Below are 25,617 nucleotides of genomic sequence, written 5' to 3' on the forward strand. Positions count from 1 at the left end.
TGGGTATTTTGAGCAGTCGTGACGGGTATCTTCATGCACAAGGGTTGAAACTGGCGCTCAGTTCTTTTGGCGATCCAGCTGCCCCGCCGGTGATCTTTGCCCATGGCGGAGGGCAAACCCGCCACGCCTGGAGCGGCGCCGCAAAGACGGTGGCATTTGAAGGCTATCGCTCTATTGCCTTGGATCTTCGCGGACACGGTGAAAGTGATTGGGCTGCAGATGGTGACTACTCTCTGGAAGCTATCGCGCGGGACCTTATTGAGGTTGGTGAACACGTGGCGCGTGGTGGTACGCGACCGCATGTGGTCGGCGCTTCGCTTGGCGGACTAGCAGCCATAGTTGCCGCAGGCATGTTGTCACGCGATGCGTTTGAATCGGTTACGCTGGTCGACATTACGCCGAACATGGACGCCGCGGGTGTCACCAAGGTTGTCGGGTTCATGGGCGCGCATGTTCACGAAGGCTTTGACTCACTGGAACAGGCCGCTGATGTGATTGCCACCTACCTACCACACCGTCCCAGACCGAAAGACCTTGAAGGGCTGCGCAAGAACCTTCGGCAGGGCGAAGATGGGCGTTGGCGATGGCACTGGGACCCTGCATTTATCACCGGCGTCATGCGCCGCTCCGGAGTTGCTCACACCGGTGATCTGGAGCAAGCGGTTCGGGACATCCGTGTGCCGCTTCATCTGATCCGTGGGCGTATGAGCGAGCTGGTTTCAGAAGACTCCGTCGCGGCGTTTAGATCCCTCGCGCCCCAGGCACATTACACTGACGTTGCAGGCGCAAGACATATGGTCGCCGGCGATCGCAACGATGTGTTCATCGAAGCGGTTGTGTCCTTTCTTCGAACGATACGAGAGCAGACCCCTGTATGAGTGATTCCATGCTCAGTCTGGAACAGGTGCAGGCTGCACTCGAAGCGGCACCCTTCCATCGTTGGTTAGGGTTGAAGGCGATCAGAACGGACCCGGAAAAGCTGGTGCTGGAAATGCCATGGCGAGAGGAAGTGGTTTCCAATCCGCGGATACAATCCGCCCATGGCGGTGTCATCGCTGCGCTGATTGATCTTACCGGATTTTACGCACTGCTCGCCTCGGGTAACATGCCTGCCGCGACGGCGGACTTGCGGGTCGATTATCACAAACCGGCCACGCCAGGAACGCTGAGTGTAACGGGAAGAATTGTCCGTCTGGGGGCAACTCTCTCCGTCGCCGAATCAACTGTAATGAACGCCGACGGAGCCCTGCTTTCGAGCGGGCGCGGCGCCTACCTGATGCAGGGGCGTTCGTGAGGATTCGCACGACGCTCTCTCTCTGCGTGATTTTGATTCTGGTCTCGGGATGCCGGGACGCAGAGCCTGAAGGGCAAGCCGTCCCTGCGGCGGCCGGCGTTACCGCTGAAGTCGAGACCCGGGTTGTCCAGGTTGAAACGGTATCCGCAGAAACGGTCATGCGGGACGACTATTTGATTGCATCCGGGACCATTGCCGCCAAGCAAACCAGCAATATCGGCGCGTTGGCTGAGGGGGTCGTTGAACAGATTTTCGTCCGGGTGGGTGACAGGGTTCGTAAGGGCGATCCGCTCTTTAGAACCCGGCAGGTCGATTATCAGCGCAGCCTCGTCGAAGCCGAAGCAATGCGGGACGTTGCCCTGGCCGAAGTTACAAGCGCACAGACACTCGTGGACCGCTACACGCCACTCGAAACCAAAGGCTTCGTCTCAGGTGTGGTCTTTGACAATGCCAAAACCGCCCTGGAGGTTGCCGGCGCCAACCTTCGACTCAGGGAGACAAAAGTGGAAACCGCCAAGCAGGCGCTCCGGGATACAACCGTCCGCGCGCCATTCGATGGCGCCATCACAGCTCGCTATATCGATGAGGGCGTGTTCATGGCCAACCGCTTCTCCGGAATGGGCAACTCCGCCGTTGTTCAGGTTCAGGAGTGCGGGATTGCGGCAGCGATCTTGTTTGCGCCTGAGTCCGAGCTCGCGCGTTTGAAGCTCGGCTTGAAAGGTCATCTCTACGTGGATGGCCGCAGTGATCCGATAGAATCACAGATCCTCATCTTGAACGACCGAGTTGACCCGACTTCGCGGATGGTAGAATTCCGCATGGCATTTGCGAACCCCGATTGCGCAGTCAAAGCCGGTCAGTCGGTCCGCGCCGAGGTGAAAGTTGATCCCCGGTCAGCCACCGTCCTGCCGCGCAGAGCAATCCAAGGTGCGGGCGAAGATCGATACGTCTACCTTGTCACAAACGCGCAAGCTAAGCGACGTCCCGTAAAAATCACAGACATCGATGCTGATCGTGTAGAGATTCTTGACGGGTTGACGAGCGGAGAAACAGTCGTGCTGACAGCCTCGGAGCCGCTGTATGACGGCGCCAGGATTGAGCTCACACCCTCATGATGTGGCTCGTCGATATTTCGATCCGCCGCGCCGTATTTGCCGTGATGCTCATCGCATCCTTGGTCGGCCTCGGCGTTATGTCGATGGGACGATTGGGCGTCGACTTGTTTCCCGATGTTGAATTTCCGTATGTCAACGTGACAGCGACGCTGGACGGGGCCTCTGCGGAAACCATGGAGTCGGAAGTCACCGACATCCTGGAAGAGTACATCAACACGATCGACGGAATTGAAACGCTGCAATCCTTTTCCAGTGAAGGGCGCGCGCAAATTCTGATCGAGTTCAATCTGAGTTCCAATGTCCGCGAGAAGGTCCAGGATGTTCGGGACAAGGTGCAGGTCGCCCTGGCAGAATTGCCTCCGGATATGGATCCACCCATCGTGGACAAGGTCGATCCGGACGCGGCGCCGATCATCTCCGTCATGATCGCCGGCGATCTGCCAATCGCCGAGTTGACTGCGTTCGCCGACGATGTGGCAAAGGAACGTCTTCAACGCCTCGACGGTGTGGGCGCCGTGAAATTGGTCGGGGGTCGTGAGCGCGCGGTGCGCATCTGGCTCGACAATGAGCGACTGAGGGCGTTTGGCGTCACGGCGGATGATGTAAGGCGTGCGATCCAGAGTGAGCATGCAAAGCTTCCCGGCGGGCGGATGGAAACTGCTGCCCGCACGCGGGAGTTTGGTGTCAAAACTGTCGCTGAAGTTACCCGTGCGAATGGCTTTGCAGACTTGCCAGTCGCCTATAGGGAAAATGGCGTCACAATCCGAATTTCTGATGTCGCCCGCGTGGAGGATGGCCTGGAGGATGAGCGCTCAGCGGCATTCTTGAATGGCAGACGAGGTATCTCGCTCGATATCAGGAAACAATCAGGTCAGAATACTGTCGAGGTCGCGCACAAGGTCAAGGCCGCCGCAGAAGACTTGCGCGCGCTTGCGCCCGCCGGAGTAACGATTGTCGCGACAAGAGATGTGTCGAAATTTATCGAGAGCTCAATCGAGGACGTCACTCATGACGTCGTGATTGCCATCGGGCTTGTCGTTGCAGTGACCTTTGTTTTCCTCCTGAATTTCAGAGCGACGATAATCGTAGCCCTGGCGATCCCGACATCCCTTGTGGCCACTTTTTTTGGCTTTTATCTTCTGGGGTTTTCGATCAACGTCCTGACGCTGCTTGCACTCACCGTTGCCATTGGGCTGCTCGTTGACGACGCCATCGTCGTGATCGAAGCGATCATGAAAGAGCTGGAGGAAGGCAAGTCGCCGCCTGAGGCCGCGCTGGACGGTACGCGCAAAGTAGGACTTGCCGTGGTTGCAGGCACAGCGGCCACGCTTGCCGTTTTTGTTCCGATTGCCTTCATGGATGGCATCGTAGGACGCTTCTTTTTCCAGTACGGTCTGACGATCGTGTTTTCGGTGTCGGTCTCTTTGCTCGTTGCTTTGACACTCACGCCAATGCTTGCATCGCGCATCCTCACATCCAGTGGCGTTTCACCCGTCTTTCGGCCGCTCGAAGCCTTCTGGGACTCAACTGACCGGGCCTATGCAGGTCTCGTAAAGCTGGCCGTTCGATTTCGCATAGTTGTGATTCTTATTGCGTGTGCCTCGGTTTTTGCCGGTGCGTGGTATGCAGCTCGCGTTCCTTCCGGTTTTACCTCGCGCGCCGACAGGAGCGAGTTTCAGGGTTCGATCGAGCTGCCGCTGGGCACTGGCGTTGTTTCTGCGCTCGACGCCGCGCAAAAGATTGATGCTGAACTCCGCAAGATCGAGCACGTTGAAGAAGTGTTCGTCTCGATCGGGGCAGGCGCGCAAGCCGAGGCCCGTGTCATAGATCTATACGCTTCCTTGACACCGAAACAGGAGCGCCAAACGGGTCAGTTTGAAATCATGGACCAAGCGCGGAAAGCCATCCGCATTGCATCCCCTGAGGCGGTTAAGATATCCGTGCTTGAAGTTCCGTGGGTCAGCGGGACGACCTCCGGTAGCTCGGACATCGACTTGTTGTTAAAGGGATCTGACCTCAACTCCCTTGCGCAATATGGCGATCATCTCGTGCGTGAGATGCGTGCCCGACCTGATTTTGCTGATGTCAGAACCAGCTTCGAGAGCGGTCGACCGGAAGCACAGATTCTGTTTGACCGAACGCGGGCCGGGGACCAGGGCGTTTCCGCTCGTGCCTTGGCGGATACAGCCCGGATTGCCCTGGGCGGACTCGATGCAGGAACCTTTGAAGAGGGCGGAAAGCGATATGATGTGCGCCTGCGTCTGGAGGAAGACCAGAGGGAAAGCGTGCGGGATTTTGATCGCATTCAAGTGCGCGGTGCAGACGGGCGACTGGTAGATATTGGAGCGGTTTCACGTGTTGAGTTCGCTTCCGGCCCGTCGCAAATTGATCGATCAGACCGCGCCCGGAAGATCTCGGTGCTTGCCAGTTCTGCAACCGGTGTTTCCCTGGGTGAGGCGACAACCACATTGATCGAGGTGCTTGAAGTCAACCCACCGCCGGCTGGCATCACTTACTCGGTCGGCGGCATGTCGGAACGCATGCAGGAGACCGCCGGCGCGATCGGCTTCGCGTTACTGCTCGCCTTGCTGGCGCTCTACATGGTGCTTGCGAGCCAATTTAATTCCTTCGTACAGCCGCTTCTGATCATGGTAACGGCGCCGCTCAGCTTCTCTGGAGCATTCGCCGGGCTATATTACTTTGGACTAGAATCCTCCCTGTTCGCACAGATTGGCCTGATCGGACTGATGGGGATCGTGATGAAGAATGGCATCTTGCTCGTCGACCGCGCAAACCAGTTGATCGCGGAAGGAATGACAGAAAGAAACGCGATCCTTCAAGCTTGTCCCGAACGACTTCGCCCCGTTCTCATGACTGCCTTTTCCGCAATCTTTGGCATGGTGCCAGTCGCATTGGCGACCTCGGATGGAGCTGAGTGGCGCAACGCGCTCGGCGCGCTTCTCATTGGAGGGTTGACCTCTTCAACGATCCTGACGCTTGTCGTCATTCCAGCGGTCTTCATGATCCCTAGTGATGTTGCCAACGTCGTCAGAAAGCTAACGCGGCTGTTCCTATGGCCGCTCACGCGGTTAAGACGCGGCGAGGATGCTGCACGATCGGCCGCCCTTACCGGCGGGGCAACAGAAGACGTCATTTGATGGCGAATTATTGGTGCCGGTCACTGTGGGTGGGATTTTATTTGGTCAATCTTGGCGGATTGCGCTGAACAAATCAAAGTTCGCAATTTCAGTGAGAAGGCCGAATAGCAAACGGTGAGATACCAATGCTGCGTTGCGTCTGCATTCGGACGGCTTAGGCGATGTTTTGCGGTTTAGAACTTTTTCAACTGAATCGACGAGTTCATTTCGTCCGATGGCAGTGTCAGGGCAAACGGCCTTGAGAATGCAAATCCAGCGGCGTAGCCTCTGCAAATGGCCCGGTGCCACAACAAATCGTTTGGGTCCGAACCTGGACTACTGGAGAAACTGATGACCATGCCGAAGCCCGTCGATCCCGTCCCCGCGGCAACCATGCTCCTACTTCGCGACGCGCCGGAGTTTCAGGTCCTGATGGTCAAACGCCATCACCAGATCGATTTTGCCTCCGGCGCGCTGGTATTTCCCGGAGGAAAGCCTTCGGCCGGGGATGAAGCTCTCGAATGGGCTAATCATTGCGAGGGCTGGAGCACTTTCGACGATACGCAGCGCACTTTGCGGATTGCCGCGATCCGCGAAGCGTACGAGGAAGCCGGCATCCTGCTAGGCGATTATCGTGACGGAGGAGCGTTCGAGGATACATGTGATCTTGAAAGCCGCAAAGCGGTGGAGCGAGGGGAGCGCGAATTTCTTGACGTCGTTCGCGAGGCCGGTGTGCACCTACGCCTCGATCGGTTAAGCAATTTTGCAAGGTGGATAACGCCCACCTTCATGCACAAGCGCTTCGACACACATTTCTTCGTTGTTCGCGCGCCCGAACGCCAGATTGCCGCGTGCGATGGATACGAAACCGTCGATGCGGAATGGCTTTCGCCGCACAAGGCGTTGGAAATGGAAGCCAGCGGCAAGCGAACCATTATATTTCCTACACGCTTGAACCTGCAACTGCTGGCCAAATCTGCGAGCGCAGCGGATTGCGTGGCGCAGGCTGAAACCCGCGATATCGTAACAGTTCTGCCTGAAATCATTCAGCGAGACGGGAAGAATGTCCTCACTATTCCCGAAGACGCGGGTTACGGCCCCGCCTACGAAATTGTGGGCTGACGGCAAGCTGCGAGTGGCGAGAAACCTTCGTCGTCAGTAACCGGACAATCGCGCAAAACGGTCCCTGAGGTAGCTTGACGACCCCCAACTCGCCTCGAGCACGCGAGCACGCTTGAGGTAGAAGCCGACATTGAATTCGTCGGTCATCCCGATGCCGCCATGCAGCTGGATACCCTGATTGCTGATCGCGTGCAGTACGCGATTTGCCTCGGCCTTGGCGATGGTCGCTGCACGCGCGACTCCAAAACCGCTGTCGACTGCCTGTAAACCCGCCTCGACCGCGGAGCGCATCTGCGTGAGGTCGGCGAACAGATCCGCCATGCGATGTTGCAGCGCCTGGAAAGTAGCGAGCACCTGATTGAACTGCACACGCTGCTTCAGATAGTCGAGGGTCGTGTCGAACACAGCTTGCGCCATGCCGAGCATTTCGGCAACGGAAAGCACGCGCGCCCGGTCGAGCACGTCGCCAAGCAGACTGTCGCCTCCGCCCTCGAGCTTCTCGGCGGCAGCGCCAGCGAATTGGATATCGGCGTGGCTGCGCTGATCGGTGAGCTTGCGCGTGGTCAGTGAAACGCCATCGCCCTTTTCGACCAGGTATAGGCCGTCCTTGGCTGCGACCACGAAGAGGCTGGCGCCATGCGCCTCGTGCACGAATGCCTTTTTGCCGGTCAGCTTGCCGCCCGAAACGCTGGTCTCGATTGCGGAGGGATCGCAATGCGCTCCTTCATCGACAGCCAGCGTTGCCACGGTTTCGCCGCTGGCGAGCCTGGGAAGCCATTTGGCCTTCTGCGCGTCGCTTCCGCCGAGCAGGATTGCGCTCGCCGCGATGATTGTGGCCACCAGCGGACTTGCGGTCAGCGTTTTGCCGAGTTCCTCGATCACGAGGCCGGCCGACAAGAAACCGAAATCTGATCCACCATGGGCCTCGGGAATGATGATCCCGACCCAGCCCATTTCGGCCATCGCGGCATAGGCGTCAGCGTTGTAGGCCTGCGGTTGGCCTGCTGCGCGGACTTTGCGGAACTCGGATACCGGGCTTTCCTTGGTCGCCCAGTCGCGCGCCATGTTGCGCAGCATTTCCTGTTCTTCGCTGAGAACTGCCATTGTCCTTGCTACCCTCGCTTACTGGTGGTCGAGCATGCCAAGCACCCGCTTGGCAATGATGTTGTTCTGGACTTCGGTCGAACCGCCATAGATCGTCGCTGCCTTGCCGAAGAGCCAGCCGCGCACATCCTCAAGTTCGTCATTGCCAAACTCGTCGCCTTCCCAGCCGAGGCCCTGAAAGCCGCGGATTTCGATCAGCAACTCGCTGCGGTCCTGGGCCAACTTGGTGCCGACCTTTTTCAGAACCGAACTGATCTCTGAAACGCCGCCTTGCGCTTTGCTTTCCTCGACCGCACGACGCGCGGTGAGCAGGAAGCTGTTCCAGCGGATCTCAAGATCGGCGATCTTGTCGCGCAGGACCTTGTTGACGAGCGCGCCATCACCGCCGGTTTCGCAGTATTTCTTGGCGATATCGCCAAGGCTCTGGCCCATCATGCCGGCGAGGCGCCCTCCGCCCGAAATGTTCGTGCGCTCGTGCTGAAGCAGGCGCTTGCCGATAGTCCAGCCCTGGCCTTCCTTGCCCACGAGATTTTCCTTCGGCACCTTCACATCGGTGAAGAAGGTCTCGCAGAACGGGCTGGTTCCGCTGATCATTGTGATCGGGCGGACTTCAACGCCGGGTGCGTCCATGTCGATCAGCATGAAGCTGATACCTTTGTGTTTGTCTGACCGGTCGGTGCGGACGATGGCAAAGCACTTGTCAGCCCACTGGCCACCGCTGGTCCAGGTCTTCTGGCCGTTAATGAGGTAGTGATCGCCCTTGTCGACCGCGAAGGTCTGCAGGTTTGCGAGGTCTGATCCGGCATTCGGCTCCGAGTAGCCCTGGCACCAGCGAATTTCGCCACGGCAGATTGGCGGGATATGCTCCAGCTTCTGCCTTTCGTCGCCGTATTCGAGCAAGGTCGGGCCGAACATCATCACACCCATTCCGCCGATCGGATTGTAGGCGCCGACCTTGGCGAACTCATGCTCGATGATCCTGGCCTGGCCTTTGGTCAGTCCGCCCCCGCCATATTCCTTGGGCCAGGTTGGCGTGCCCCAACCACGCCCGCCCACGGCTTCTCGCCATTTCTTCTGGACAGGGTTCTCGTCGGTCGGACCGTCGAGCCCGGCCATCATATTGCCCGTGCCCTTGAGTTCGTCAGGGAAATTGGTGGCGAGGAATTGCCGCACTTCGGTGCGAAACGCGTCTTCGCTCGTCTGGACATCGGATTCTAGTTGTGTTGGCACGGAAACCTCCGTTCAAAAATCAAATTCGTGGCACCCCACTCGGACGACAAGGCCGCGCTCTGGCTGGTCAGTACTGCTGCGCAGGAACGTGCAAAACCAAACCTTCCATCGCAGCTTCCATGGGTATCTGGCAGGCGAGGCGACTGTATTCGCTGGCCCCTTCTGCAAATTGCAGGAGTTCGGCCTCCGCTTCGCCTTCCTTCAGACGACCCACCTTGTCGATCCAGGTCGGGTCGACATGGACATGACAGGTCGCACAGGCGCAGGCCCCGCCGCAATCGCCGTCGATGCCCGGCACGCCGTTGAAAAGCGCCGCTTCGCGCGCTGTTTCGCCCTCAGCAATTTCGACTTCCCGCCGCGTTCCATCGCTGGATACGAACGTCACTTTGACCATCATAAACTCCGTATTTCTGCTTTGGTAAATCAGCGGGCGTGCAGCCGCACCGGCAGCTTGGTGATCCCACGCACAAGGGTTGAATACAGGCGCTCGGGTTGGCCGGTCACTTCGACCTTGGCGAAGCGCTTGTGAATCTCTTCCCAGATGATCCGCAACTGCAGTTCTGCCAGCCTGTTGCCCATGCAGCGATGGATGCCATAGCCGAATGACAGGTGATGGCGCGGATTCTTGCGGTCAATGATGAACCGGTCGGCCTGGTCGATAACCGTGTCGTCGCGGTTGCCCGACAGGTACCACATCACGACCTTGTCGCCCTTCTTGATCTGTTTGCCGCCGATCTCCCATTCCTGAAGCGCGGTGCGGCGCATGTGAGTCAGCGGCGTCTGCCAGCGGATGATTTCCGGCACCATGCTGGTGATCAACGATGGGTCGTCATTCAGTTTGCGATATTCGTCGGGGTTCTGATTGAGGGCGAGCACACCGCCGCTGATTGAATTGCGCGTGGTGTCGTTGCCGCCCACGATCAGCAGCAGGAGGTTACCCAGAAATTCGAGGAAAGGCATATCCTTTGTCGCCGGGGCATGCGCCATCATGGAAATCAGGTCGTTCCTCGGCGGCTCATTGACGCGCTGATCCCACAGGCCCTTGAAATACATCGCGCACTCGATGAGCTCTTCGCGCCTCGCTTCGTACGATGCGACGATGCCGGTTTCAGGAGCAGCGGTTGTGACATCAGACCAGCGGGTGAGCTTGCGGCGTTCTTCCCACGGAAAATCGAACAGGGTAGCAAGGGTCATCGTGGTCAATTCGATCGAGACCTTGTCAACCCAATCAAATTCCTCGCCGATCGGTAGATCATCGAGAATCTGACACGCTCGTTCGCGGATTGTCGGTTCGAGCAACAGCAAGTTGGACGGTGCCACAGCGGGGGTGACGGCCTTGCGTTGCTGGTCGTGCTTTGGAGGATCCATGGCGATGAACATTTCAAGTTCGAGCGCACCTTCCACACTATGCATGTCCTGGATGGCGATACCGCCGAGCTTTGCCTCCGATGAAAAGACTTTGTGGTTGGTATCGACGGCCATGATGTCGTCGAATTTGGTGATCGACCAGAAGGGTCCGACATGGCTTTCACGGCAGTAATGGACTGGCTCCTCCTTGCGCAGCCGGTCGAAGAACAGGCCGATCGTGTCCTGCTGAAAAAGGCTCGGCCGAGAGACATCGATTTCGTCGATCGGCATGGCCGCGATTTTTTCGGCAGTATCCAGCTCCATCGTGTCGATGCTCATGTCTTGTCCTCCATACCCAGCAAGCAGACTCACCTCGTTTGGGGATCGTTAGGGAATTTGCAGGCCGTGGTCAATAAAGCTTATAAGGATTATTGCAAGATTCGGTCAAACTGTGAACTGTTTAGGAAAGCTCTAGACATATCCGCCGATAAACCCTTATAAGGATTTATCAGAGGAGCGATTCCCGGAGATGCAACCGAAGGTCGATGATTCCAGGAAAGCCAAGCGCGCGCTCACGCTTGCGCATGACATCGTACGCGATATCGAAGCCGGGGCGCATGTTGCGGGCGACAGGTTGGCGCGCGAGGACGAAATGCTTGCGCGATACGATGTCGCTCGAGCGACTTTGCGCGAAGCGCTCCGCTTCCTTGAGCTTCAGGGCGTAATCCATCTTCAACTGGGCCGTAGTGGCGGCCCGGTGGTCGCCCGCCCGCAGACCGGTGATTTTGCGAATAATCTTTCTCTCATCCTGCAATTCATGGAAGCAGACCTCAGGGGCCTGCTCGAACTGCGCGAAGCCATAGCTCCGAATGTTGCAGCCTATGCCGCCCAGCGCGCGACCACGGGTGATCTGAGCGCACTTGCCGATTGCCTCAAAGAGCTGGAGCGCAACGAAGCCAGCAGCCAGTTCGAGGAACTGAATCGCCGTTTTCACGATATGCTCGGCTGGGCCAGCGGTAATCCGCTTTTCGGCCTTCTGACTTCCGCGTTGCACATGCTTACCCGCAAATTTTCGCTCTCGCTGGGGTATTCGGCGCAAGAGCGTGCGGTCCAGTTGCGCTTCTTGCGCCGCGTCCTTGAAGCTGTGCGCAAGGGCGATGCCGAAGGAGCGCGGCAGTCGATGGCTCGTCTCGTGGCGGGCTCCGCCTCCTATCTCGCAGAAAGAAGCCCTGAGCTTGTGTCCCAGAAGGTCAAGTGGGGGCAGACGTAAAATAACAGGCGCCCGTGGATGGCGCAATTTGGAGAAGGTAACACGATGGCACTCAAGAGCCACATTTGCGAAATTCTCGGGATCGAGTACCCGATCCTTCTGGCCGGGATGGGCGGGGCCAGTATCCCCGCGCTCGCGGCTGCAGTATCTAATGCGGGGGGGCTTGGCGTTCTTGGCGCTGCGGCCTGCTCGCCGGACCAGTTGCGTAGCTGGATCCGCCAGACCCGCGAGCTGACCGACAAACCGTTTGGGGTCGATACCCTTCTGCCTGCCTCCGTCAGGCGCGGTTCGGCCCCGCAAAGCGGCGCCGTGCCCGAAAACCCGATGGCATTGCTTGGCGAATACCAGCAGTTCACCCGCGATTTCATGGAACGCGAGGATCTGCCCGAAGTGGATGCCGCAATGGCCATGCGCGCGGCTGGCGCGCCGGAAATGGGCAAGGGCGGGCCGCAGCTGTTCTCGCGGGAGTTTTTCGAGGCGCAGATGGAAGTTGTAATCGAGGAAAAGGTGCCAGTCTATGCCGCCGGCCTCGGCAATCCCGGACCGTGGATGGACCGCCTTCATTCGAATGGCACCAAGGTCATGGCGGTGATCGGCAAGGTCAAACATGCCCAACAGGTGGTCGATTCCGGTATCGACATGATTGTTGCGCAAGGTCACGATGGCGGCGGACACAACTCCCCGATCGGAACCTTCTCGCTGATTCCGCAAGTGGTCGATGCGGTGGGGGACCGGGTTCCGGTGATCGGAGCGGGTGGAATTTCCGATGGCCGCGGAGTCGCTGCGGCGATGATACTGGGCGCTGTGGGCGCGTGGGTCGGCACGGCGTTCCTGGCAACCGAAGAAGCCGGCATCGAACGGTTCCAGAAGGAAGCAATCACCGAAAGCGGCGATGCAGATACCATCGTCAGCCGCTCGATGACCGGCAAGCCCGCGCGCATGATCCGCAACAAATGGGCCGATGCCTGGGTTGCGGCGGGCAAGGAACCGCTTCCCATGCCTTACCAGTCGATGATTTCAGGGCCGGTCATGGCTTCGGGCATCAAGGCTCAGCGCAAGGATATCATGCCCGGCTTCGCGGGGCAGGGAATCGGTCTGATCCATTCGATCCGTCCAGCGGCAGAGGTCATGCGCGATCTTGTCGACGGGGCCGAAAGGGCGCTGGCTGACACCAGATTTTATTCCTGAATTCCGGCAAGACGGGGACGCGGTATGAGCGCTTCACAGACCTTATCCTTTGCCGACAAGGCCGCCATAACGGGTGTGGGCGAAACCGTATTCGTGAAGGGCACCGAACGGACTGCAGTGGACATGATGCTGGAAGCCTCGCGCCGCGCCATCGCGGATGCCGGCCTGAAACCTTCCGATATCGACGGCATGGTGCCGCCGCCGATTTATACTACCTCGGAGGAAATGGCCGCCAATCTCGGCATTGATGTGCTGCGTTATGCGGCCACCGTTCACATGGGTGGCGCCAGCCCGACGACGGCGCTGCAGAACGCTGCGATGGCGATTGCCAGCGGGCTTTGCGATCACGTGTTGGTCACGCTCGGTTGGAACGGCTATTCCGCCCTCAGGTCCAAGCCGGGTGCCCCGCCCACTCGGGCGATGAACATGAACACGCTGACCAATACCATCCAGGGCTATTACATCCCCTATGGTGTGTTCCTGCCGGTGCAGATGTATGCTTGGCTGGCGACCCGCCACTCGAAACTTTACGGCGTGGGTGCGGATGCGATGGCGGCCGTCGCGCTGGCCTGCCGTCGTCACGCGCAGTTGAATCCGCGCGCCTTTACCTATGGGCGCGCACTCGACGCGGAAACCTATCATTCAGCGCGCTGGATATCCGAGCCCTTCCGCCTTTACGATTGCTGCCTTGAAACCGATGGGGCCTGCGCGGTTGTCATATCGCGAATGGATCGGGCCAGGGATATGCCCCATGTGCCCGTCAGCATCGCCGGTGCCGCGGAAGGCCACCCCTATCCCGCCGACGACATCCCGTCGCGGCCCGATCCCTTCAAGATCGGCCTTAGCTATGCCGCCCCGCGCGCTTTCGATATGGCTGGCGTCAAGCGCGAGGACATGGATTTCCTGCAGATCTACGATTGCTTTACCTATGTCGTCTTGCTGCAACTGGAAGCGATGGGGTATTGCGAACCAGGCGGACAGGCCGAATTCGTCGCCAACGGCCAGATTGAGCTGGGTGGCCGCTTTCCGATCAACACCCATGGCGGCTTGCTCAGTGAGGCGCATGTCTGGGGCCTCAACCACGTGGTCGAGGCAGTGCGTCAGCTTCGTCACGACTGCGGCGAGCGCCAGGTGCCGGGAGCCCAGACCGGCCTCGTGACCGGTTGGGGCGACCTAGGCGACGGCAGCATCGCCATTCTCAGGAGGTTTGCATGAGCAGCGAAAGCGATCTGCCCCCCAAAATGCGGCCTTCCGCGCAGATGGTGCCACCCAAGCCGCGACCGCGCCCACAAGACCCGGTTGAGCAGGAATTCTGGAAGAGGTGCCAGGACGGCCATCTCTATTTCCAGCGCTGCGGCTATTGCGGCAGCTTCCGCCACTTGCCGCGCTATATGTGCGCAAAGTGCGGCTCGCCGGAATTTTCCTGGGAACGCAGCAGCGGCAGGGGCACGTTGTTTTCCTGGACCGTAACCCACCAGGCCCTCCACCCGGCTTTTGCCGCCGACATCCCCTTCGTGGCTGCGGTGGTTGAATTGGAAGAGGGGGTGCGCATGGCCACGCGGCTGGTTGGTTGCGATCACGAGCGTCTTGCGCTCGACCTTCCGGTGGTCGTGGAGTTCGAACTGATCGGTGAGGACTTCCGCCTTCCTGTTTTCCGCCTGAGTGAAAGTTAGAAGCGCCATGGATCTCGAATATGGACCCGAATACGATGTCTTCCGCAAGCAGGTGCGGGCCTTTATCGAAGCGCACAGCCATCTTGCTCCGCCTTCTTCTGACCGGGCGGCCCGACCTTCGTCCAAGGCGGTCGAATGGCAGAAGCTGTTGATCGAGCATGGGTATACCGCTCGAACGATCCCGCAGGCGTATGGCGGCTATGGAGCGGAGCCGGACATTCTCCAATCGCGCATCATCGCAGAGGAATTTGCGCGGGCCAGGGTGCCGGGCGGACTTTCCAATCAGGGAATCTCGATGTTCGTGCCGACTCTGCTCGAACTCGGCACCGAGGAACAGAAACGGCGCTGGATCGAACCCACGTTGAAAGGCGATGTTGTCTGGTGCCAGGGCTATTCCGAACCCGGTGCCGGGTCGGACCTCGCCAATCTCAAGACCAGCGCGCACATCGAGAACGACGAATTTGTTGTCAATGGCCAGAAGATTTGGACCAGCACCGCCAAGCAGGCCGACATGATCTTCTGCTTGGTCAGGACCGAACCTGACGCGCCCAAGCATGGCGGCATTTCCTACCTGATCTTTTCGATGGACACGCCGGGCATCGAGGTTCGCCCCTTGAAGACGATGACCGGTCATGCCGAATTCAACGAAGTGTTCTTTACCGATGTCCGGGTCCCCATGCATCAGATCGTCGGCCAGCGGGGCCAGGGCTGGTTCGTGGCGAACGCAACTCTTGGCCATGAGCGCGGAATGCTGGGCGATCCCGACGCGCTTGAAAACCGGCTGGAGGCACTGATCGCGCTGATGCAGGAAGAGCGTTTGGGCCAGGGTCGCGCGATCGACAATCCGGTACTGCGCGACCGGCTGGTGGCACTGCAGGCCGAAGTGGCGGCGATGAAATACAATGGGATGCGGATCCTTTCGAACAGCCTCAGGGGTGAGCCGGGCGGCATGGCGAAACTGATCGTCAAGTTGCAAAGCTGCGAACTCGCTCACCAGATATCCGCGCTGGCAATCGACGCCATGGGCGAACTGGGCATTCTCTATCACCACAGCCCGCGTGAGCGGGAAGGGGGGGCGTGGCAATGGAACTATATGTTCCAGCTCGGTCTCATCATCGGCGGCGGCACCGCCCAGATCCAGAAGAACATCATCGCTGAACGTGGCCTCGAAATGCCGCGCGAACCGAAGCTGGCGAAGATTTCGGATGCGGCGAAAGCAACCGCAGACATGCCGCGTCACAAACAGGGATCAGCCTAATGGATTTCGGACTTTCTCAGGACCAGCAGATGCTGCGCGATGCCGTTGCGCGGTGTCTTGCGGATACCTGCCCGCTCGATCATGTCCGCGAATGTACCGAGCGTGACAATCCGCTTAGCGACAAGGTGCTCCGCGCCGTCCAGGACCTGGGAATTCCCGGGATGCTGGTACCGGAAGAGCATGGCGGCCTCGGCATGACCCTTCTCGACGCTGCCATAGTTGCGGAACAGCTCGCCTATGCGGTCGCGCCAGTACCTTTTCTCGCCAGTCATGTTCTGACGCCTATCGCGCTGAGCGAGGCAGGCAGCAAGGAGCAAAAGGCCCACTGGCTGCCAAAGATCGTGAGCGGCGAGGCGCGTATTGGTGTCGCGATTTCCGAGACAATCGAGGTGCGCGACGGCGCGGGGGTTTCCTTTGCTGCCGGGAAGCTCAACGGCACCGCCCTGTTCGCACTCGATTTCGAAGGAGCCGATGCCTTCATCGTCGCCGATTCCGGCGGCAGGCTGCACCTTGTCGGTGCCAAGGCGTCGGGCCTGAAGGCTATCGCGCTGACGACCATCGATCGGACCCGCAGCGTCGGGGAGTTGCGGTTTGACGGGGCCGAAGCGGAACCACTGGCTGATGATGGGGGAGCTGCAGTGGGCCGGCTGCGCGCTGCGGGGCGTGTGATCCTCGCCGCCGACAGTCTTGGCGCAGGTCAGGCCATGATCGAAAAGGCTGTCGATTATGCTGGCCAGCGCGAACAGTTTGGTCGCCTTATCGGCAGTTTCCAGGCCGTAAAGCACATGTGCGCCGAGATGGCCGCGCGGCATGAACCGTGCCATTCGCTCGTCTGGTACGCCGCCCACGCCTTTGACGCAGTTCCGACAGAGGCATCGCTCGTCGCCTGCCACGCGAAATCACACACCGGCGAAGTCCATCGCTTTGTCGCCCGCACTTCCACCGAAGTGCATGGCGGGATGGGATTCACGGACCTGATCGGTCTCCACTACTGGTTCAAACGCATTGGATTCGACCGGCAGGTGCTTGGCGGACCCGAAACGGTGCGGGCCGAGGCGGCAGCACTGCAAGGCTGGATCAAGGCCGCGTAACACACTCGTTGAGGGGGCGTCCGAGACTGGCTGCCCCGTCCGGCAGGGAGAGGGAACATGATCGACTGGAACCTCGGTGACATTCTCGACGCTGTCGAGCCCGCCATGCCTCAGGACGCTCCGGCGCTGATACACGGCGACCGGATCGTCACTTGGCCCGAAATGTCCGCGCGCTCGAATAATATCGCGCGCGCGTTGCGTCAACGCGGAGCGTGCGATGGTGCCAAGGTGGCCTTCTACATGCGCAACCGCCCCGAATATGGCGAGCTGATGGCGACTTGTTTTAAGGGGCGCTTGACCCATGTGAACATCAATTACCGCTATCGCGCCGAAGAAGTTTTCTACATTTTCCAAGATTCTGACAGCGAAGTGATTGTTTACAGTTCGGAGTTTCGCGAATGCATCGTCGAACTCAAGGATAGGCTCGAGAAGGTTCACACTTTCGTCGAAATTGGCGACTCTTCCGAAATCGCGTCTTTTGCGAGTCCCTATGAGACGCTGGCGGGAAAAGGGGACGGATCGGCGCTCGGCATCGAACGCTCACCCGACGATTTGCTCTTCATCTATACCGGCGGCACGACCGGGATGCCGAAAGGCGTGATGTGGCGGCACGACGACATGCGCAAGGCCCAGCTGGACGCACAGAAGTTACTGGGCCCGGTTCCGCGGACGCTGGAAGAAAATGTTGCGCTGATCGAGAAAGAGGGGCCCGGCAGGCGCACTCTCTCCGCCTGCCCGCTCATGCACGGGACGGGCTTCATCACCGCGATAGGTGCGCTCATGTCGGGCGGCGCGATCGTCACGCTGACGGCCCCTTCCTTCGAAGCTTCAGAATTGTGGGATACGGTCGAAAAGCACCAGGTGGAAAGCATCGCAATTGTGGGCGACGCCTTTGCTAAGCCAATGCTTCGCGCGCTCGAAGAAAACGCGGGCCGCTGGGATACCAGGAGCCTCGTCTCCATCATCTCGTCCGGCGTGATGTGGAGCAAGGAGATTAAGGCCGGTCTATGCAAGCACATTCCCCAGGTCGTGCTGATGGATAGTTTCGGCGCCTCCGAAGGGCTCGGCTTCGGCCTCTCCGTCACGACTGCACAGGGCGGTACGAACACCGCGAAATTCGGGATTGGCGAATTCTGCGATGTCTTCGACGAAAACGATCAGAAAGTCGAACCAGGAAGCGGCGTGCCTGGCTTTATCGCCCGCAAGGGGGCCATCCCCGTGGGATATTACAAAGATCCCGAAAAATCCGCCAAGACATTCCGCACAATCGATGGCGTGCGTTATTCGATTCCGGGTGACTGGTGCCGGGTAGAGGCCGATGGAAGCCTTACCCTGCTAGGCCGCGGCAGCGTATGCATCAACACTGCTGGCGAGAAGGTATATCCAGAAGAAGTCGAGGAAGTGCTCAAGACCCATCCCGCCATCGGTGAAGCGTTGGTCGTAGGTGTAACGGATGAAAAATGGGGCCAGGCCGTCACGGCCGTCGTCCACCTCAACCACGACGTCCCGTTCGACGAGCAAGCTGTCAAGGACCATGTGCGCGATCAGCTGGCAGGATACAAAACGCCCAAGGCCATATATCCGACGGAAAAACCCATGCGTGCATCCAACGGCAAGGCCGACTATGCAACGGCGAAAGCAATCGCCGAACGTTTGACGGTCGCACCGTGAGCCAGCGGGAGTCTCCTGATTACGACGTTGTAATCGTCGGTGCCGGCTTCAGCGGGATATACCTGCTCCACAAGTTGCGTGACGCTGGATTCAACGTGTTGCTGGTGGATGCTGCGGCCCAGCCCGGCGGCATCTGGTACTGGAATTGCTATCCAGGCGCACGAGTGGATTCACAGGTTCCGCTTTACGAGTACTCTATACCTGAAGTGTGGAAATCATGGGCCTGGAGCGAGCGATTTCCCGGTTGGGAAGAGCTCAGAGCGTATTTCCGGCATGTTTGCGATACGCTCGACCTTTGGCCCATGATGCGCATGGGGTCTGGGGTCAAAGGCGCGCACTATGAGAAGGAGACGAAGCAATGGCGTCTGCAACTCGACAGCGACAAAACTGTTTCGACACGGTTCCTGTTGCCCGCTCTTGGTTTCGCATCAAAGCCGTATGTCCCCAATTTTCCCGGCCTTGAGGATTTCGAAGGCCAATGGTTTCACACGGCGCGCTGGCCGCAGCAGGGTGTCGATCTCAGCGGACGTAAGGTTGCCTTGATCGGCACCGGTGCAAGTGGTGTGCAGGTCGCGCAAGAAGCTGCCAAATCCGCATCGAAGCTGACCCTCTTTCAAAGAACACCAATCCTGGCGCTGCCTATGCAGCAGAAGAAGCTTTCGGCAGAAGACCAGGAACGGGACAAGAAGGGCTATGCCGCGATCTTCGAAACGCGCAAGCAGACGAGCGGAGGATTCGAATGCCAATCGCTAGACGTATCGGCGCTCGAAGTTGACGAGAAAGCGCGCACCGCGCACTTTGAAGATCTGTGGCAACAGGGCGGCCTCAGGTTCTGGTATCACAACTTCGCTGACTTGCTTACCAACCGCGAAGCCAACCGGCACGCCTACGATTTCTGGCGCGACAAGGTTCGCGCAAGGATCGCCGATCCCAATCTGGCCGAGAAACTCGCCCCATCCGAACCGCCGCATCCATTCGGTACGAAGCGGCCATCGCTTGAACAGGGATATTACGAAATTTTCGCGCAAGACAATGTCGCGCTAGTCGATCTCAAGGCGACTCCGATCATCCGGATCGGACCGCACGCTATTGCGACCGAAGACGGCGAGATGGAATGCGACCTCATCGTTTTCGCCACCGGCTTCGATGCCGGGCGCGGCGGGCTGATCGATATGAACATCAGGGGGACGAACAGCCTATCACTGTCCCATGCGTGGGAAGACAGAGTACGCGCCTATCTGGGAATGGCGGTGTCTGGCTTTCCCAATATGCTGTTCGCATACGGGCCACTCAGCCCGTCGGGTTTCTCAAACGGCCCGACCAGCGCAGAGATACAGGGTGACTGGATCTGCGACTTTCTGGTCTGGATGCGGGAAAATGGTGTCGATCTTTTCGAAGCCGATCCGGCAGCTGAAACGGGCTGGACCGAAATGGTTGCCCAAGCAGGCGCGATGACACTCTTTCCCGAAGCGGATTCTTGGTACATGGGCGCAAACATCCCGGGCAAGGCGCGTCAACTGATCAATTTTCCAAGCGTGTCTGGCTATGTCGCACGCTGCGAAGATGTAGCGAATGTGGGGTACCGCGGCTTCGTGATCGACAAACCCACTAGCAAGGAACACTTAACGAAATGAACGTATTGTCCAAGATTGGAGATTTTCCCGACGACATCGACCCTGTCTGGGCCGGCGATGGTTCGCATCTGCCGGAATGGTTTGTGTCGGCCCTCAAGGTGCCGCGCGAAGAAGGTTATGTTGAGATCGACGGTGCCAGGACGCACTACTTCCGCTGGGGCGACCGGAAAAAGCCGAAAGTGCTTATGACACATGGCTTTCTCTCCCACGCCCGTTGCTTTGCCTTCATCGCTCCGTTTCTCGCAGAAGATTACGACGTGGTGGCGTTCGATCTCGCCGGCATGGGCGACACGGAGATGCGCGGGCAAGCCGATCCCGCGGCTAGGGGGCGCGAGTTTGGTGAGATTGCCGAGGCACTCGATCTGTTTACAGATGGCCACAAACCCACCATCATCGCGCACAGTTTCGGCGCGGGCGCAGCGCTGACAGCCGTGACCCTGTCGCCCGATGCTTTCTCCGGCGTCGTGATTTGCGATCTGATGGTCATGCGAGCCGAGCTCCTCGATCAATACTGGAACCATCGCCGCTCAAGCCCGGGATCAGGTGATCCTGACAAGCCCAACCGGCTCTATGCGAGCTATGAAGAGGCGCGCAAAAGATACGTCCTTTCTCCGCCCCAGCCAGTCGGCGAGCCGTTCCTCCTAGATTACATGGCGTATCATTCAATGCGACGCGACGGAGACGGTTGGACATGGAAGTTCTCACCCGAGGTATTCCGACGAAGCAATAAGTCCGACGAATGGCTCACAATCGGCCATCGACTCGTGAATGCGCCGGGCCGCAAGATCATCGTTCATGGCGGAAAGAGTCAGCTCTTCACCAGGGACTCGGCTGACTACATCCGCGAGCTAGGGGGCGGTGACATTCCGATAATCGCCGTACCTGAGGCGCGCCACCATTTGATGCTCGATCAGCCATTAGCTTTTTTAACTGCGCTCAGAAGCATTCTCTCCCTTTGGGAGGCGCAGGCACACCCAAGGTGTGCGTGAAGGACAAGCGCGCCGAGATCCACGGGCGGATCACGGCGTACCAGGCTCAGATCGCGCAGGCGAAGCAAGACCTGGCTCATATAAATGCGTCGATCCGGCTGTTCACCGATATCTGTGTGCGCCATCTTGAGGTCGATGGCGAACTCACAACCCGGGATCTCGCTGAGCGGGTGATGATCGAGCGCCGACTTGACGCGACGGATACCACGCTGCGCAATTCGGTCGTCTTCAAGGTCGTCCAGGCCCTTCGCCATGCCGCCCGGCGCAAGCATGTCCGGATGGTGGAGAAGCGCAAGGGCATGTGTCTGGGCACCAGGCGATGCTGTCACGTTGCGGGGCGTTGCCAGTAGATGTTGGCATCCAACACCCGTTCGATCAGGACTCAAATCGCTTGCACCGGGAGAGCCGTCCATAGATATAGAAGTTAGCCGAGCTGACACCATGACGCTGGCACGCGTCTGCGGCTGCCATGCCTCTTTCCTCTTCAGCCAGGGTCGCGATGATCTGTTCCCTGGTGAATTTGCTTTTGCGCATTGTCTGTCTCCGTTGCGACAGGCTCTCCATTCAAATGCGGGACCAAATGGATATCAGGTCACACTCTATGAATGCATGTAAATCAGCGCGGTGAACCGACGCCGATCGGCGCAATATCCAGTTGATTTTGCTAGAGGTGCAGGGGTCCCAATTTGACGCCGATTTACAATGATACCGCAGAACATCGAACGACCGGAATCGGCAATCAGTTGTGACCGGCACCTTCCGGCGAATATCCGCCTCACACCGGTCCCATTGCGAACGGCAATCCTGAGGCCTTTTCCGGCCGCAAGCTGCAGCGGAAGATTCAAACTGAGACACCACCTAAACACAGAACTGGTTGATCTGAGACTATGAAATAGGCAAGGCTTTTCGTTTGGGCTCCTAATCTTGGAATTCTATGCTATCAGCTAGTTCGACGCCTAACCGCGCGTCGAACTAGTGAGGTCCGCAAAACTGTGGACCAAAATCCGACCGAACTGAGGACCAAAAATTGACTTTCATGCACGTATGTGTTTGAATATATTGGATAAATAATATGGATCGTGGCACGTCACTCGCGCCATTTCTCAAATTTATTATCCTTAAAAATCAAGATGTTAGATTTGAGAGCGGCGCGCCGCCTGCGCTTTTTCCCAAAAGTGGGATACAAACTGGATACAAAATGGGATACAAGGGCGTATGGCAAACATACGCGATCCCGACAGATTTTTGCTCAAGCGTGGAAGACGTTGGTACTATCAACGTCGCGTACCCGGACAATTTTCACATCTCGATCAGCGGCGTTTTGCGAAGGTGTCGCTCAAGACCGACTCACTCGAAATCGCGCGCCTGAGGCGGGACCACCTTGCTGAGGCGGATGACGAATACTGGATGGCGCTGGCAATTGAGTTGGCGGAAGACAATTCAAATGGCCCAACTGTACGAGCGGCTTTAGAGCATCGCTACAAGGCCGCTATTTCACGCGCAATGGCTTATGGCTTCTCATACAAACCTGCCGAGCCGCTCGCCGAGAGTCGTTCTATTGCCGAGTTGATGGAGCGGATAAAAACGCTTGAGGCGCAATCTGGCGCCGATGGTGATCCGAAGCGAGCTGATAGCGAAGCGCTGTTGGGAGGAGCCCCAAATCCCGCTTCAACAATTCCAGTTTCCGAAGCCTTTGAGCTTTATGTTTCGAAGATCGCGTTTGATGACCAATACAATAAGTCGGAGGCACAAAGGCGGTCTTGGGAGAAAACGAAGCGAACTTCGATCAACTATTTCATCGAACAGTTGGGTGACCTTCCTCTCAGCGAAATCACCCGCGATAAAGCCCTTGAATATCGCGATTGGTGGGTGGGGCGAATGCAACCCCAGGACGGAGCTCGAAAACCCGTTGCTCCGAACACGGCGAACCGCCACATCGGCAATATGCGCTCGCTTCTTCAGCGATATTACAAGCACATTGGTGAAACCGATTTCGAAGATCCGTTTCGCGACTTTTACTTCTCGGGGAAGACTGAAGCGAAACGGGCATCGTTTACAGATGATTGGGTGCGTTCTCGAATCTTAGTGCCGGGGCTGTTCGACGGTTTGCGTTTGGAACTACGGGTGTTGATATATCTGCTGATCGAAACGGGTGCGAGATTAAGTGAGCTTGTGAACCTACAGTCCGAAGATATTCGCCTAAACGCCAAGGTTCCTCATATTGCAATCCGCCCGGAACAAAACCGTGAGTTAAAGACAGAGGATTCGCGGCGAGAGATTCCGCTGGTCGGCGTTGCTGAAATCGCGATGCGATCATGCCCTGAAGGGTTTCCTTACTATTACGATAAAAGCACACTCGTATCTGCCAACCTGATGAAGGCGTTCCGTCAGCGCAAGCTTCTGCCGTCGTCAGATCATGTCATCTATTCATTCCGGCACTCTTTCGAGGATCGCATGCTGGAGGGCGGTCTGGACTATGGTCTGCGATGCGCTCTGATGGGACATAAGAACAATCGCCCAGAATATGGCCAAGGCGGATCGCTTGATTACCGTCGCAGCGAATTATTGAAGATCGCGCATCCTGTAAATTCAGCCCTGTTTTGACATATATTTTCCTTCTTGGCTGTCGACGAGCCTCATCTGGCTATTAAAGGTCGGTAGCAAGTGGCGACGGTTACATTGCGTGGCTCAAATCACGAGTCGGCCTATCTTGAGCAAATTATTGCGTTTTTGTTGGAGCAAACCGAAAAGATGATGACGACCAAAAATAGAGCATTCGTCTTGGTCTCGATCGCTTTGTTGAGCGCTTGCTCCACGAATTCTGTCGAGTCGCTACGGCCGCTTTCTCCTGAAACAGATTGGGTGGCGAACTCATCAGAATGGGTTTTTGAAGCAGAAAGTGTCTACGCAAAAGCAACCGAGTTCGTTCGCGAGCAAGCGGCAGTACGTCCAAAAGACAGCTGGGTCGTAATATTAGATATCGATGAAACAGTTTTGAACAATGTCGCCTATCAGGTGGGATTGGATCGAGCCGGAGAAGACTATTCTAATGAGTCTTGGTATCTTTGGACGCAACGACAAGAGGCTTCTCTCGTTCCAGGCGCGGCTGAATTTATTGAGGCAGTGAGAGAAAGCGGAGGGCTTGTCGGATTTGTCACAAATCGACGGGACATCGAACAACTTGCGACTGAAATTAATCTGGCGCAATTGGGAATCCATCGCGGCGAAGATTTCCAATTTTTACTCACGCGCGCAGACAAGAATGGCGTTGGTGACAAACAGGCACGTTTTGGCGTGGTCGCGAGCTTGCTGAAGGTGCAAGGGTATGGTGACGTTGAGACCATTGCCTATGTTGGTGACAGCATTGGCGATAAATCAGCTGCCACCGACACTGCTTTCTTTTGTATTGATCAAGGAGCGATGTACGGAGATCCATGCGCCGCCCGACCCGGGCCGGACCGATAGCGACGGCGTTAGTTTGGAGCCTCGCATGCAAGGTCGAAGCTATTTGGTCTTCACAGTATATGCCCTTTGGGCCTCATTCCTCCTGATTTCATCAATCAGTCGTTGTGGGTTTTCGGGAGTTTCTCAGGTCAATAGCGAATCGTTCAACATCTAAATCGATTTGATTTCAGGGAGACTTTGATCGGTGCGATAACGCCCAGTCTGCGCGACCTTCATTTCCATCTTCACACAAAAGCTGTTGGCTTTGGTCCCAGCGGACGTTTCGGAGGCGCCGCGACAATTTCAGGTTCTTCTGAGGCCGGTCCATGCCCATAGCTGCGTTCATTGCGCAAAATAAGTCGATAAACCGGCACGGCGACAACGAGCAAGGCAATCGCCCCCAATGTTTCACCAGACAGGATCACTAGCGTGTTCGCATGAAACATGCTGAGCACCCCCCAAATCATGACCTCACCCATGGCTCCGAGTGTCGTCGCAAGAAAGAGTGTGCCAATCGCGGCTTTTACGTAAACAGACATGTACATGTGTCTCCTGTTGATCGAGTTATTTTTGAATATGCCAGAGCGCGCCGATGAAGCCGCCTTTTACGCGGGGAAGCGCGCCTATCACGAGAATGATGATAAGTACCGTGAGAAGCGGATAGCTGACCCATGGTGAAAAGTGCGCGTTAGAAATGCCGAGTGTCAGCAAAACAAGAATCGGACCCAGCAAAAGAATCTGGCCTGCCCGATCTGACTGGCCCAACCGAAATGTTAGGATCGACGGTTGGTTTGTAGCGGCGTTCATGCCGCCTTCAACCTATAAGGCGGCATGAAGGTCGCGGGCAAGATGGTTCTGGGCGCGGGTGGTTTATAGCCCAGCGATGAGTGCGGTCTTGCGGTGTTGTAGAACAGTCTCCAGTTCTCGATCAGGACCTGCGCCTCGCGCAGATCATAGAAGATTTCACGAGCGAGGAGTTCGTCTCGAAGTTTCGAGTTGAAGCTCTCACAGTATCCGTTCTCCCATGGTGATCCTGGCTCGATGTAGAGC

Annotated in this window: 24 protein-coding genes and 1 pseudogene; 17 read left to right on the plus strand and 8 right to left on the minus strand. The window is 57.8% G+C overall.

The window, feature by feature from the left end; all coding sequences use genetic code 11:
* Window positions 1-8: 8 nt before the first annotated feature.
* The 5 genes from D1227_RS06630 (at window position 9) to D1227_RS06650 (ending at window position 6,668) form a co-directional block, all read left to right on the plus strand.
* Window positions 9-878 carry an alpha/beta fold hydrolase gene (locus tag D1227_RS06630; protein WP_233349663.1) on the plus strand — a complete coding sequence of 290 codons (870 nt, stop codon included), beginning with the start codon at window positions 9-11 and terminating at the stop codon, window positions 876-878.
* Window positions 875-1,294, plus strand: a complete 420-nt coding sequence (locus tag D1227_RS06635; RefSeq protein WP_119404311.1) for a PaaI family thioesterase — start codon at window positions 875-877, stop codon at window positions 1,292-1,294. Before D1227_RS06630 ends, D1227_RS06635 begins: the two co-directional genes overlap by 4 nt.
* Window positions 1,291-2,409, plus strand: a complete 1,119-nt coding sequence (locus tag D1227_RS06640; RefSeq protein ID WP_119404312.1) for an efflux RND transporter periplasmic adaptor subunit — start codon at window positions 1,291-1,293, stop codon at window positions 2,407-2,409. The genes D1227_RS06635 and D1227_RS06640 overlap by 4 nt, the downstream gene beginning before the upstream one ends.
* A complete protein-coding gene (locus D1227_RS06645) occupies window positions 2,406-5,567 on the plus strand; it encodes an efflux RND transporter permease subunit (protein WP_119404313.1) in 3,162 nt (1,053 codons plus the stop codon). Before D1227_RS06640 ends, D1227_RS06645 begins: the two co-directional genes overlap by 4 nt.
* A gap of 330 nt (window positions 5,568-5,897) precedes the next feature.
* Entirely contained in the window at window positions 5,898-6,668 is a 771-nt protein-coding gene (locus D1227_RS06650) for an NUDIX hydrolase (protein WP_119376376.1), read from the plus strand.
* 33 nt (window positions 6,669-6,701) lie between these two features.
* Here D1227_RS06650 and D1227_RS06655 read toward each other — a convergent pair whose 3' ends face one another.
* The 4 genes from D1227_RS06655 to D1227_RS06670 all read right to left on the minus strand — a co-directional run bounded on the left by D1227_RS06655 (window position 6,702) and on the right by D1227_RS06670 (window position 10,688).
* The gene (locus tag D1227_RS06655) at window positions 6,702-7,772 is read right to left on the minus strand and encodes an acyl-CoA dehydrogenase family protein (RefSeq protein ID WP_119376305.1); all 1,071 of its coding nucleotides are present in this window, start codon (window positions 7,770-7,772) and stop codon (window positions 6,702-6,704) included.
* An 18-nt stretch (window positions 7,773-7,790) separates the two neighbouring features.
* Window positions 7,791-9,002, minus strand: coding sequence for an acyl-CoA dehydrogenase family protein (locus D1227_RS06660; protein WP_034827888.1), 1,212 nt, complete (start codon window positions 9,000-9,002; stop codon window positions 7,791-7,793).
* Window positions 9,003-9,069: 67 nt separating this feature from the next.
* The gene (locus tag D1227_RS06665) at window positions 9,070-9,396 is read right to left on the minus strand and encodes a 2Fe-2S iron-sulfur cluster-binding protein (protein WP_034827898.1); all 327 of its coding nucleotides are present in this window, start codon (window positions 9,394-9,396) and stop codon (window positions 9,070-9,072) included.
* A gap of 29 nt (window positions 9,397-9,425) precedes the next feature.
* Window positions 9,426-10,688 (minus strand): cytochrome P450, encoded by a 1,263-nt coding sequence (locus D1227_RS06670; protein ID WP_034827886.1) that lies wholly within the window; start codon window positions 10,686-10,688, stop codon window positions 9,426-9,428.
* A gap of 190 nt (window positions 10,689-10,878) precedes the next feature.
* Here D1227_RS06670 and D1227_RS06675 point away from each other — a divergent pair, with 190 nt between their 5' ends.
* The 10 genes from D1227_RS06675 to D1227_RS06720 are packed head-to-tail and all read left to right on the plus strand — an operon-like array spanning window position 10,879 to window position 21,473.
* Complete coding sequence (locus D1227_RS06675; protein ID WP_119404314.1) at window positions 10,879-11,619, plus strand: FadR/GntR family transcriptional regulator; 741 nt, start codon at window positions 10,879-10,881, stop codon at window positions 11,617-11,619.
* Between the two features lie 45 nt (window positions 11,620-11,664).
* Window positions 11,665-12,807, plus strand: coding sequence for an NAD(P)H-dependent flavin oxidoreductase (locus tag D1227_RS06680; protein WP_119376303.1), 1,143 nt, complete (start codon window positions 11,665-11,667; stop codon window positions 12,805-12,807).
* Between the two features lie 24 nt (window positions 12,808-12,831).
* Window positions 12,832-14,022, plus strand: coding sequence for a thiolase C-terminal domain-containing protein (locus D1227_RS06685; RefSeq protein ID WP_034827883.1), 1,191 nt, complete (start codon window positions 12,832-12,834; stop codon window positions 14,020-14,022).
* Window positions 14,019-14,480, plus strand: a complete 462-nt coding sequence (locus D1227_RS06690; RefSeq protein ID WP_119376302.1) for a Zn-ribbon domain-containing OB-fold protein — start codon at window positions 14,019-14,021, stop codon at window positions 14,478-14,480. The genes D1227_RS06685 and D1227_RS06690 overlap by 4 nt, the downstream gene beginning before the upstream one ends.
* Before the next feature lie 7 nt (window positions 14,481-14,487).
* Window positions 14,488-15,738 carry an acyl-CoA dehydrogenase family protein gene (locus D1227_RS06695; protein ID WP_034827881.1) on the plus strand — a complete coding sequence of 417 codons (1,251 nt, stop codon included), beginning with the start codon at window positions 14,488-14,490 and terminating at the stop codon, window positions 15,736-15,738.
* On the plus strand, window positions 15,738-16,829 hold the full coding sequence (locus D1227_RS06700; protein WP_119376301.1) for an acyl-CoA dehydrogenase family protein: 1,092 nt from the start codon (window positions 15,738-15,740) through the stop codon (window positions 16,827-16,829). Before D1227_RS06695 ends, D1227_RS06700 begins: the two co-directional genes overlap by 1 nt.
* A gap of 57 nt (window positions 16,830-16,886) precedes the next feature.
* Window positions 16,887-18,500, plus strand: coding sequence for an acyl-CoA synthetase (locus D1227_RS06705; protein WP_119404315.1), 1,614 nt, complete (start codon window positions 16,887-16,889; stop codon window positions 18,498-18,500).
* On the plus strand, window positions 18,497-20,134 hold the full coding sequence (locus D1227_RS06710) for a flavin-containing monooxygenase (RefSeq protein ID WP_119376299.1): 1,638 nt from the start codon (window positions 18,497-18,499) through the stop codon (window positions 20,132-20,134). The genes D1227_RS06705 and D1227_RS06710 overlap by 4 nt, the downstream gene beginning before the upstream one ends.
* Window positions 20,131-21,123: an alpha/beta fold hydrolase gene (locus tag D1227_RS06715; protein ID WP_034827876.1), complete on the plus strand. Its 993-nt coding sequence runs from the start codon at window positions 20,131-20,133 to the stop codon at window positions 21,121-21,123. Before D1227_RS06710 ends, D1227_RS06715 begins: the two co-directional genes overlap by 4 nt.
* A complete protein-coding gene (locus tag D1227_RS06720) occupies window positions 21,120-21,473 on the plus strand; it encodes a hypothetical protein (protein ID WP_233349665.1) in 354 nt (117 codons plus the stop codon). The genes D1227_RS06715 and D1227_RS06720 overlap by 4 nt, the downstream gene beginning before the upstream one ends.
* A 67-nt stretch (window positions 21,474-21,540) precedes the next feature.
* On the opposite strand, the pseudogene D1227_RS06725 reads toward D1227_RS06720, so the two are convergent.
* A pseudogene (locus D1227_RS06725) lies at window positions 21,541-21,657 on the minus strand (transposase); the annotation flags it as partial.
* Window positions 21,658-22,338: 681 nt separating this feature from the next.
* Here D1227_RS06725 and D1227_RS06730 point away from each other — a divergent pair.
* Both D1227_RS06730 and D1227_RS06735 read left to right on the plus strand, forming a co-directional pair.
* Window positions 22,339-23,727 (plus strand): DUF6538 domain-containing protein, encoded by a 1,389-nt coding sequence (locus D1227_RS06730; RefSeq protein WP_233349667.1) that lies wholly within the window; start codon window positions 22,339-22,341, stop codon window positions 23,725-23,727.
* A gap of 60 nt (window positions 23,728-23,787) precedes the next feature.
* A complete protein-coding gene (locus tag D1227_RS06735; protein ID WP_147373273.1) occupies window positions 23,788-24,588 on the plus strand; it encodes an HAD family acid phosphatase in 801 nt (266 codons plus the stop codon).
* A gap of 224 nt (window positions 24,589-24,812) precedes the next feature.
* On the opposite strand, the gene D1227_RS06740 is transcribed toward D1227_RS06735, so the two are convergent.
* The 3 genes from D1227_RS06740 to D1227_RS06750 all read right to left on the minus strand — a co-directional run.
* A complete protein-coding gene (locus D1227_RS06740; RefSeq protein WP_147373274.1) occupies window positions 24,813-25,106 on the minus strand; it encodes a hypothetical protein in 294 nt (97 codons plus the stop codon).
* 25 nt (window positions 25,107-25,131) lie between these two features.
* The gene (locus D1227_RS06745) at window positions 25,132-25,374 is read right to left on the minus strand and encodes a DUF983 domain-containing protein (protein WP_119404318.1); all 243 of its coding nucleotides are present in this window, start codon (window positions 25,372-25,374) and stop codon (window positions 25,132-25,134) included.
* Window positions 25,371-25,617 (minus strand): integrase core domain-containing protein (locus D1227_RS06750; protein WP_147373275.1); only part of this gene is annotated, 247 nt, incomplete at its 5' end. The genes D1227_RS06745 and D1227_RS06750, both read right to left, overlap by 4 nt.

Origin of the sequence: Henriciella mobilis, assembly GCF_003576315.1 — a bacterium.
GTDB lineage: Bacteria > Pseudomonadota > Alphaproteobacteria > Caulobacterales > Hyphomonadaceae > Henriciella > Henriciella mobilis.

Coding starts and splice junctions, on each gene's coding strand:
- D1227_RS06635 (WP_119404311.1), top strand. CDS start 875: ATGAGTGATTCCATGCTCAGTCTGGAACAGGTGCAGGCTGCACTCGAA.
- D1227_RS06645 (WP_119404313.1), top strand. CDS start 2,406: ATGATGTGGCTCGTCGATATTTCGATCCGCCGCGCCGTATTTGCCGTG.
- D1227_RS06650 (WP_119376376.1), top strand. CDS start 5,898: ATGACCATGCCGAAGCCCGTCGATCCCGTCCCCGCGGCAACCATGCTC.
- D1227_RS06655 (WP_119376305.1), bottom strand. CDS start 7,772: ATGGCAGTTCTCAGCGAAGAACAGGAAATGCTGCGCAACATGGCGCGC.
- D1227_RS06665 (WP_034827898.1), bottom strand. CDS start 9,396: ATGGTCAAAGTGACGTTCGTATCCAGCGATGGAACGCGGCGGGAAGTC.
- D1227_RS06670 (WP_034827886.1), bottom strand. CDS start 10,688: ATGAGCATCGACACGATGGAGCTGGATACTGCCGAAAAAATCGCGGCC.
- D1227_RS06675 (WP_119404314.1), top strand. CDS start 10,879: ATGCAACCGAAGGTCGATGATTCCAGGAAAGCCAAGCGCGCGCTCACG.
- D1227_RS06680 (WP_119376303.1), top strand. CDS start 11,665: ATGGCACTCAAGAGCCACATTTGCGAAATTCTCGGGATCGAGTACCCG.
- D1227_RS06685 (WP_034827883.1), top strand. CDS start 12,832: ATGAGCGCTTCACAGACCTTATCCTTTGCCGACAAGGCCGCCATAACG.
- D1227_RS06690 (WP_119376302.1), top strand. CDS start 14,019: ATGAGCAGCGAAAGCGATCTGCCCCCCAAAATGCGGCCTTCCGCGCAG.
- D1227_RS06695 (WP_034827881.1), top strand. CDS start 14,488: ATGGATCTCGAATATGGACCCGAATACGATGTCTTCCGCAAGCAGGTG.
- D1227_RS06700 (WP_119376301.1), top strand. CDS start 15,738: ATGGATTTCGGACTTTCTCAGGACCAGCAGATGCTGCGCGATGCCGTT.
- D1227_RS06705 (WP_119404315.1), top strand. CDS start 16,887: ATGATCGACTGGAACCTCGGTGACATTCTCGACGCTGTCGAGCCCGCC.
- D1227_RS06715 (WP_034827876.1), top strand. CDS start 20,131: ATGAACGTATTGTCCAAGATTGGAGATTTTCCCGACGACATCGACCCT.
- D1227_RS06730 (WP_233349667.1), top strand. CDS start 22,339: ATGGCAAACATACGCGATCCCGACAGATTTTTGCTCAAGCGTGGAAGA.
- D1227_RS06740 (WP_147373274.1), bottom strand. CDS start 25,106: ATGTCTGTTTACGTAAAAGCCGCGATTGGCACACTCTTTCTTGCGACG.
- D1227_RS06745 (WP_119404318.1), bottom strand. CDS start 25,374: ATGAACGCCGCTACAAACCAACCGTCGATCCTAACATTTCGGTTGGGC.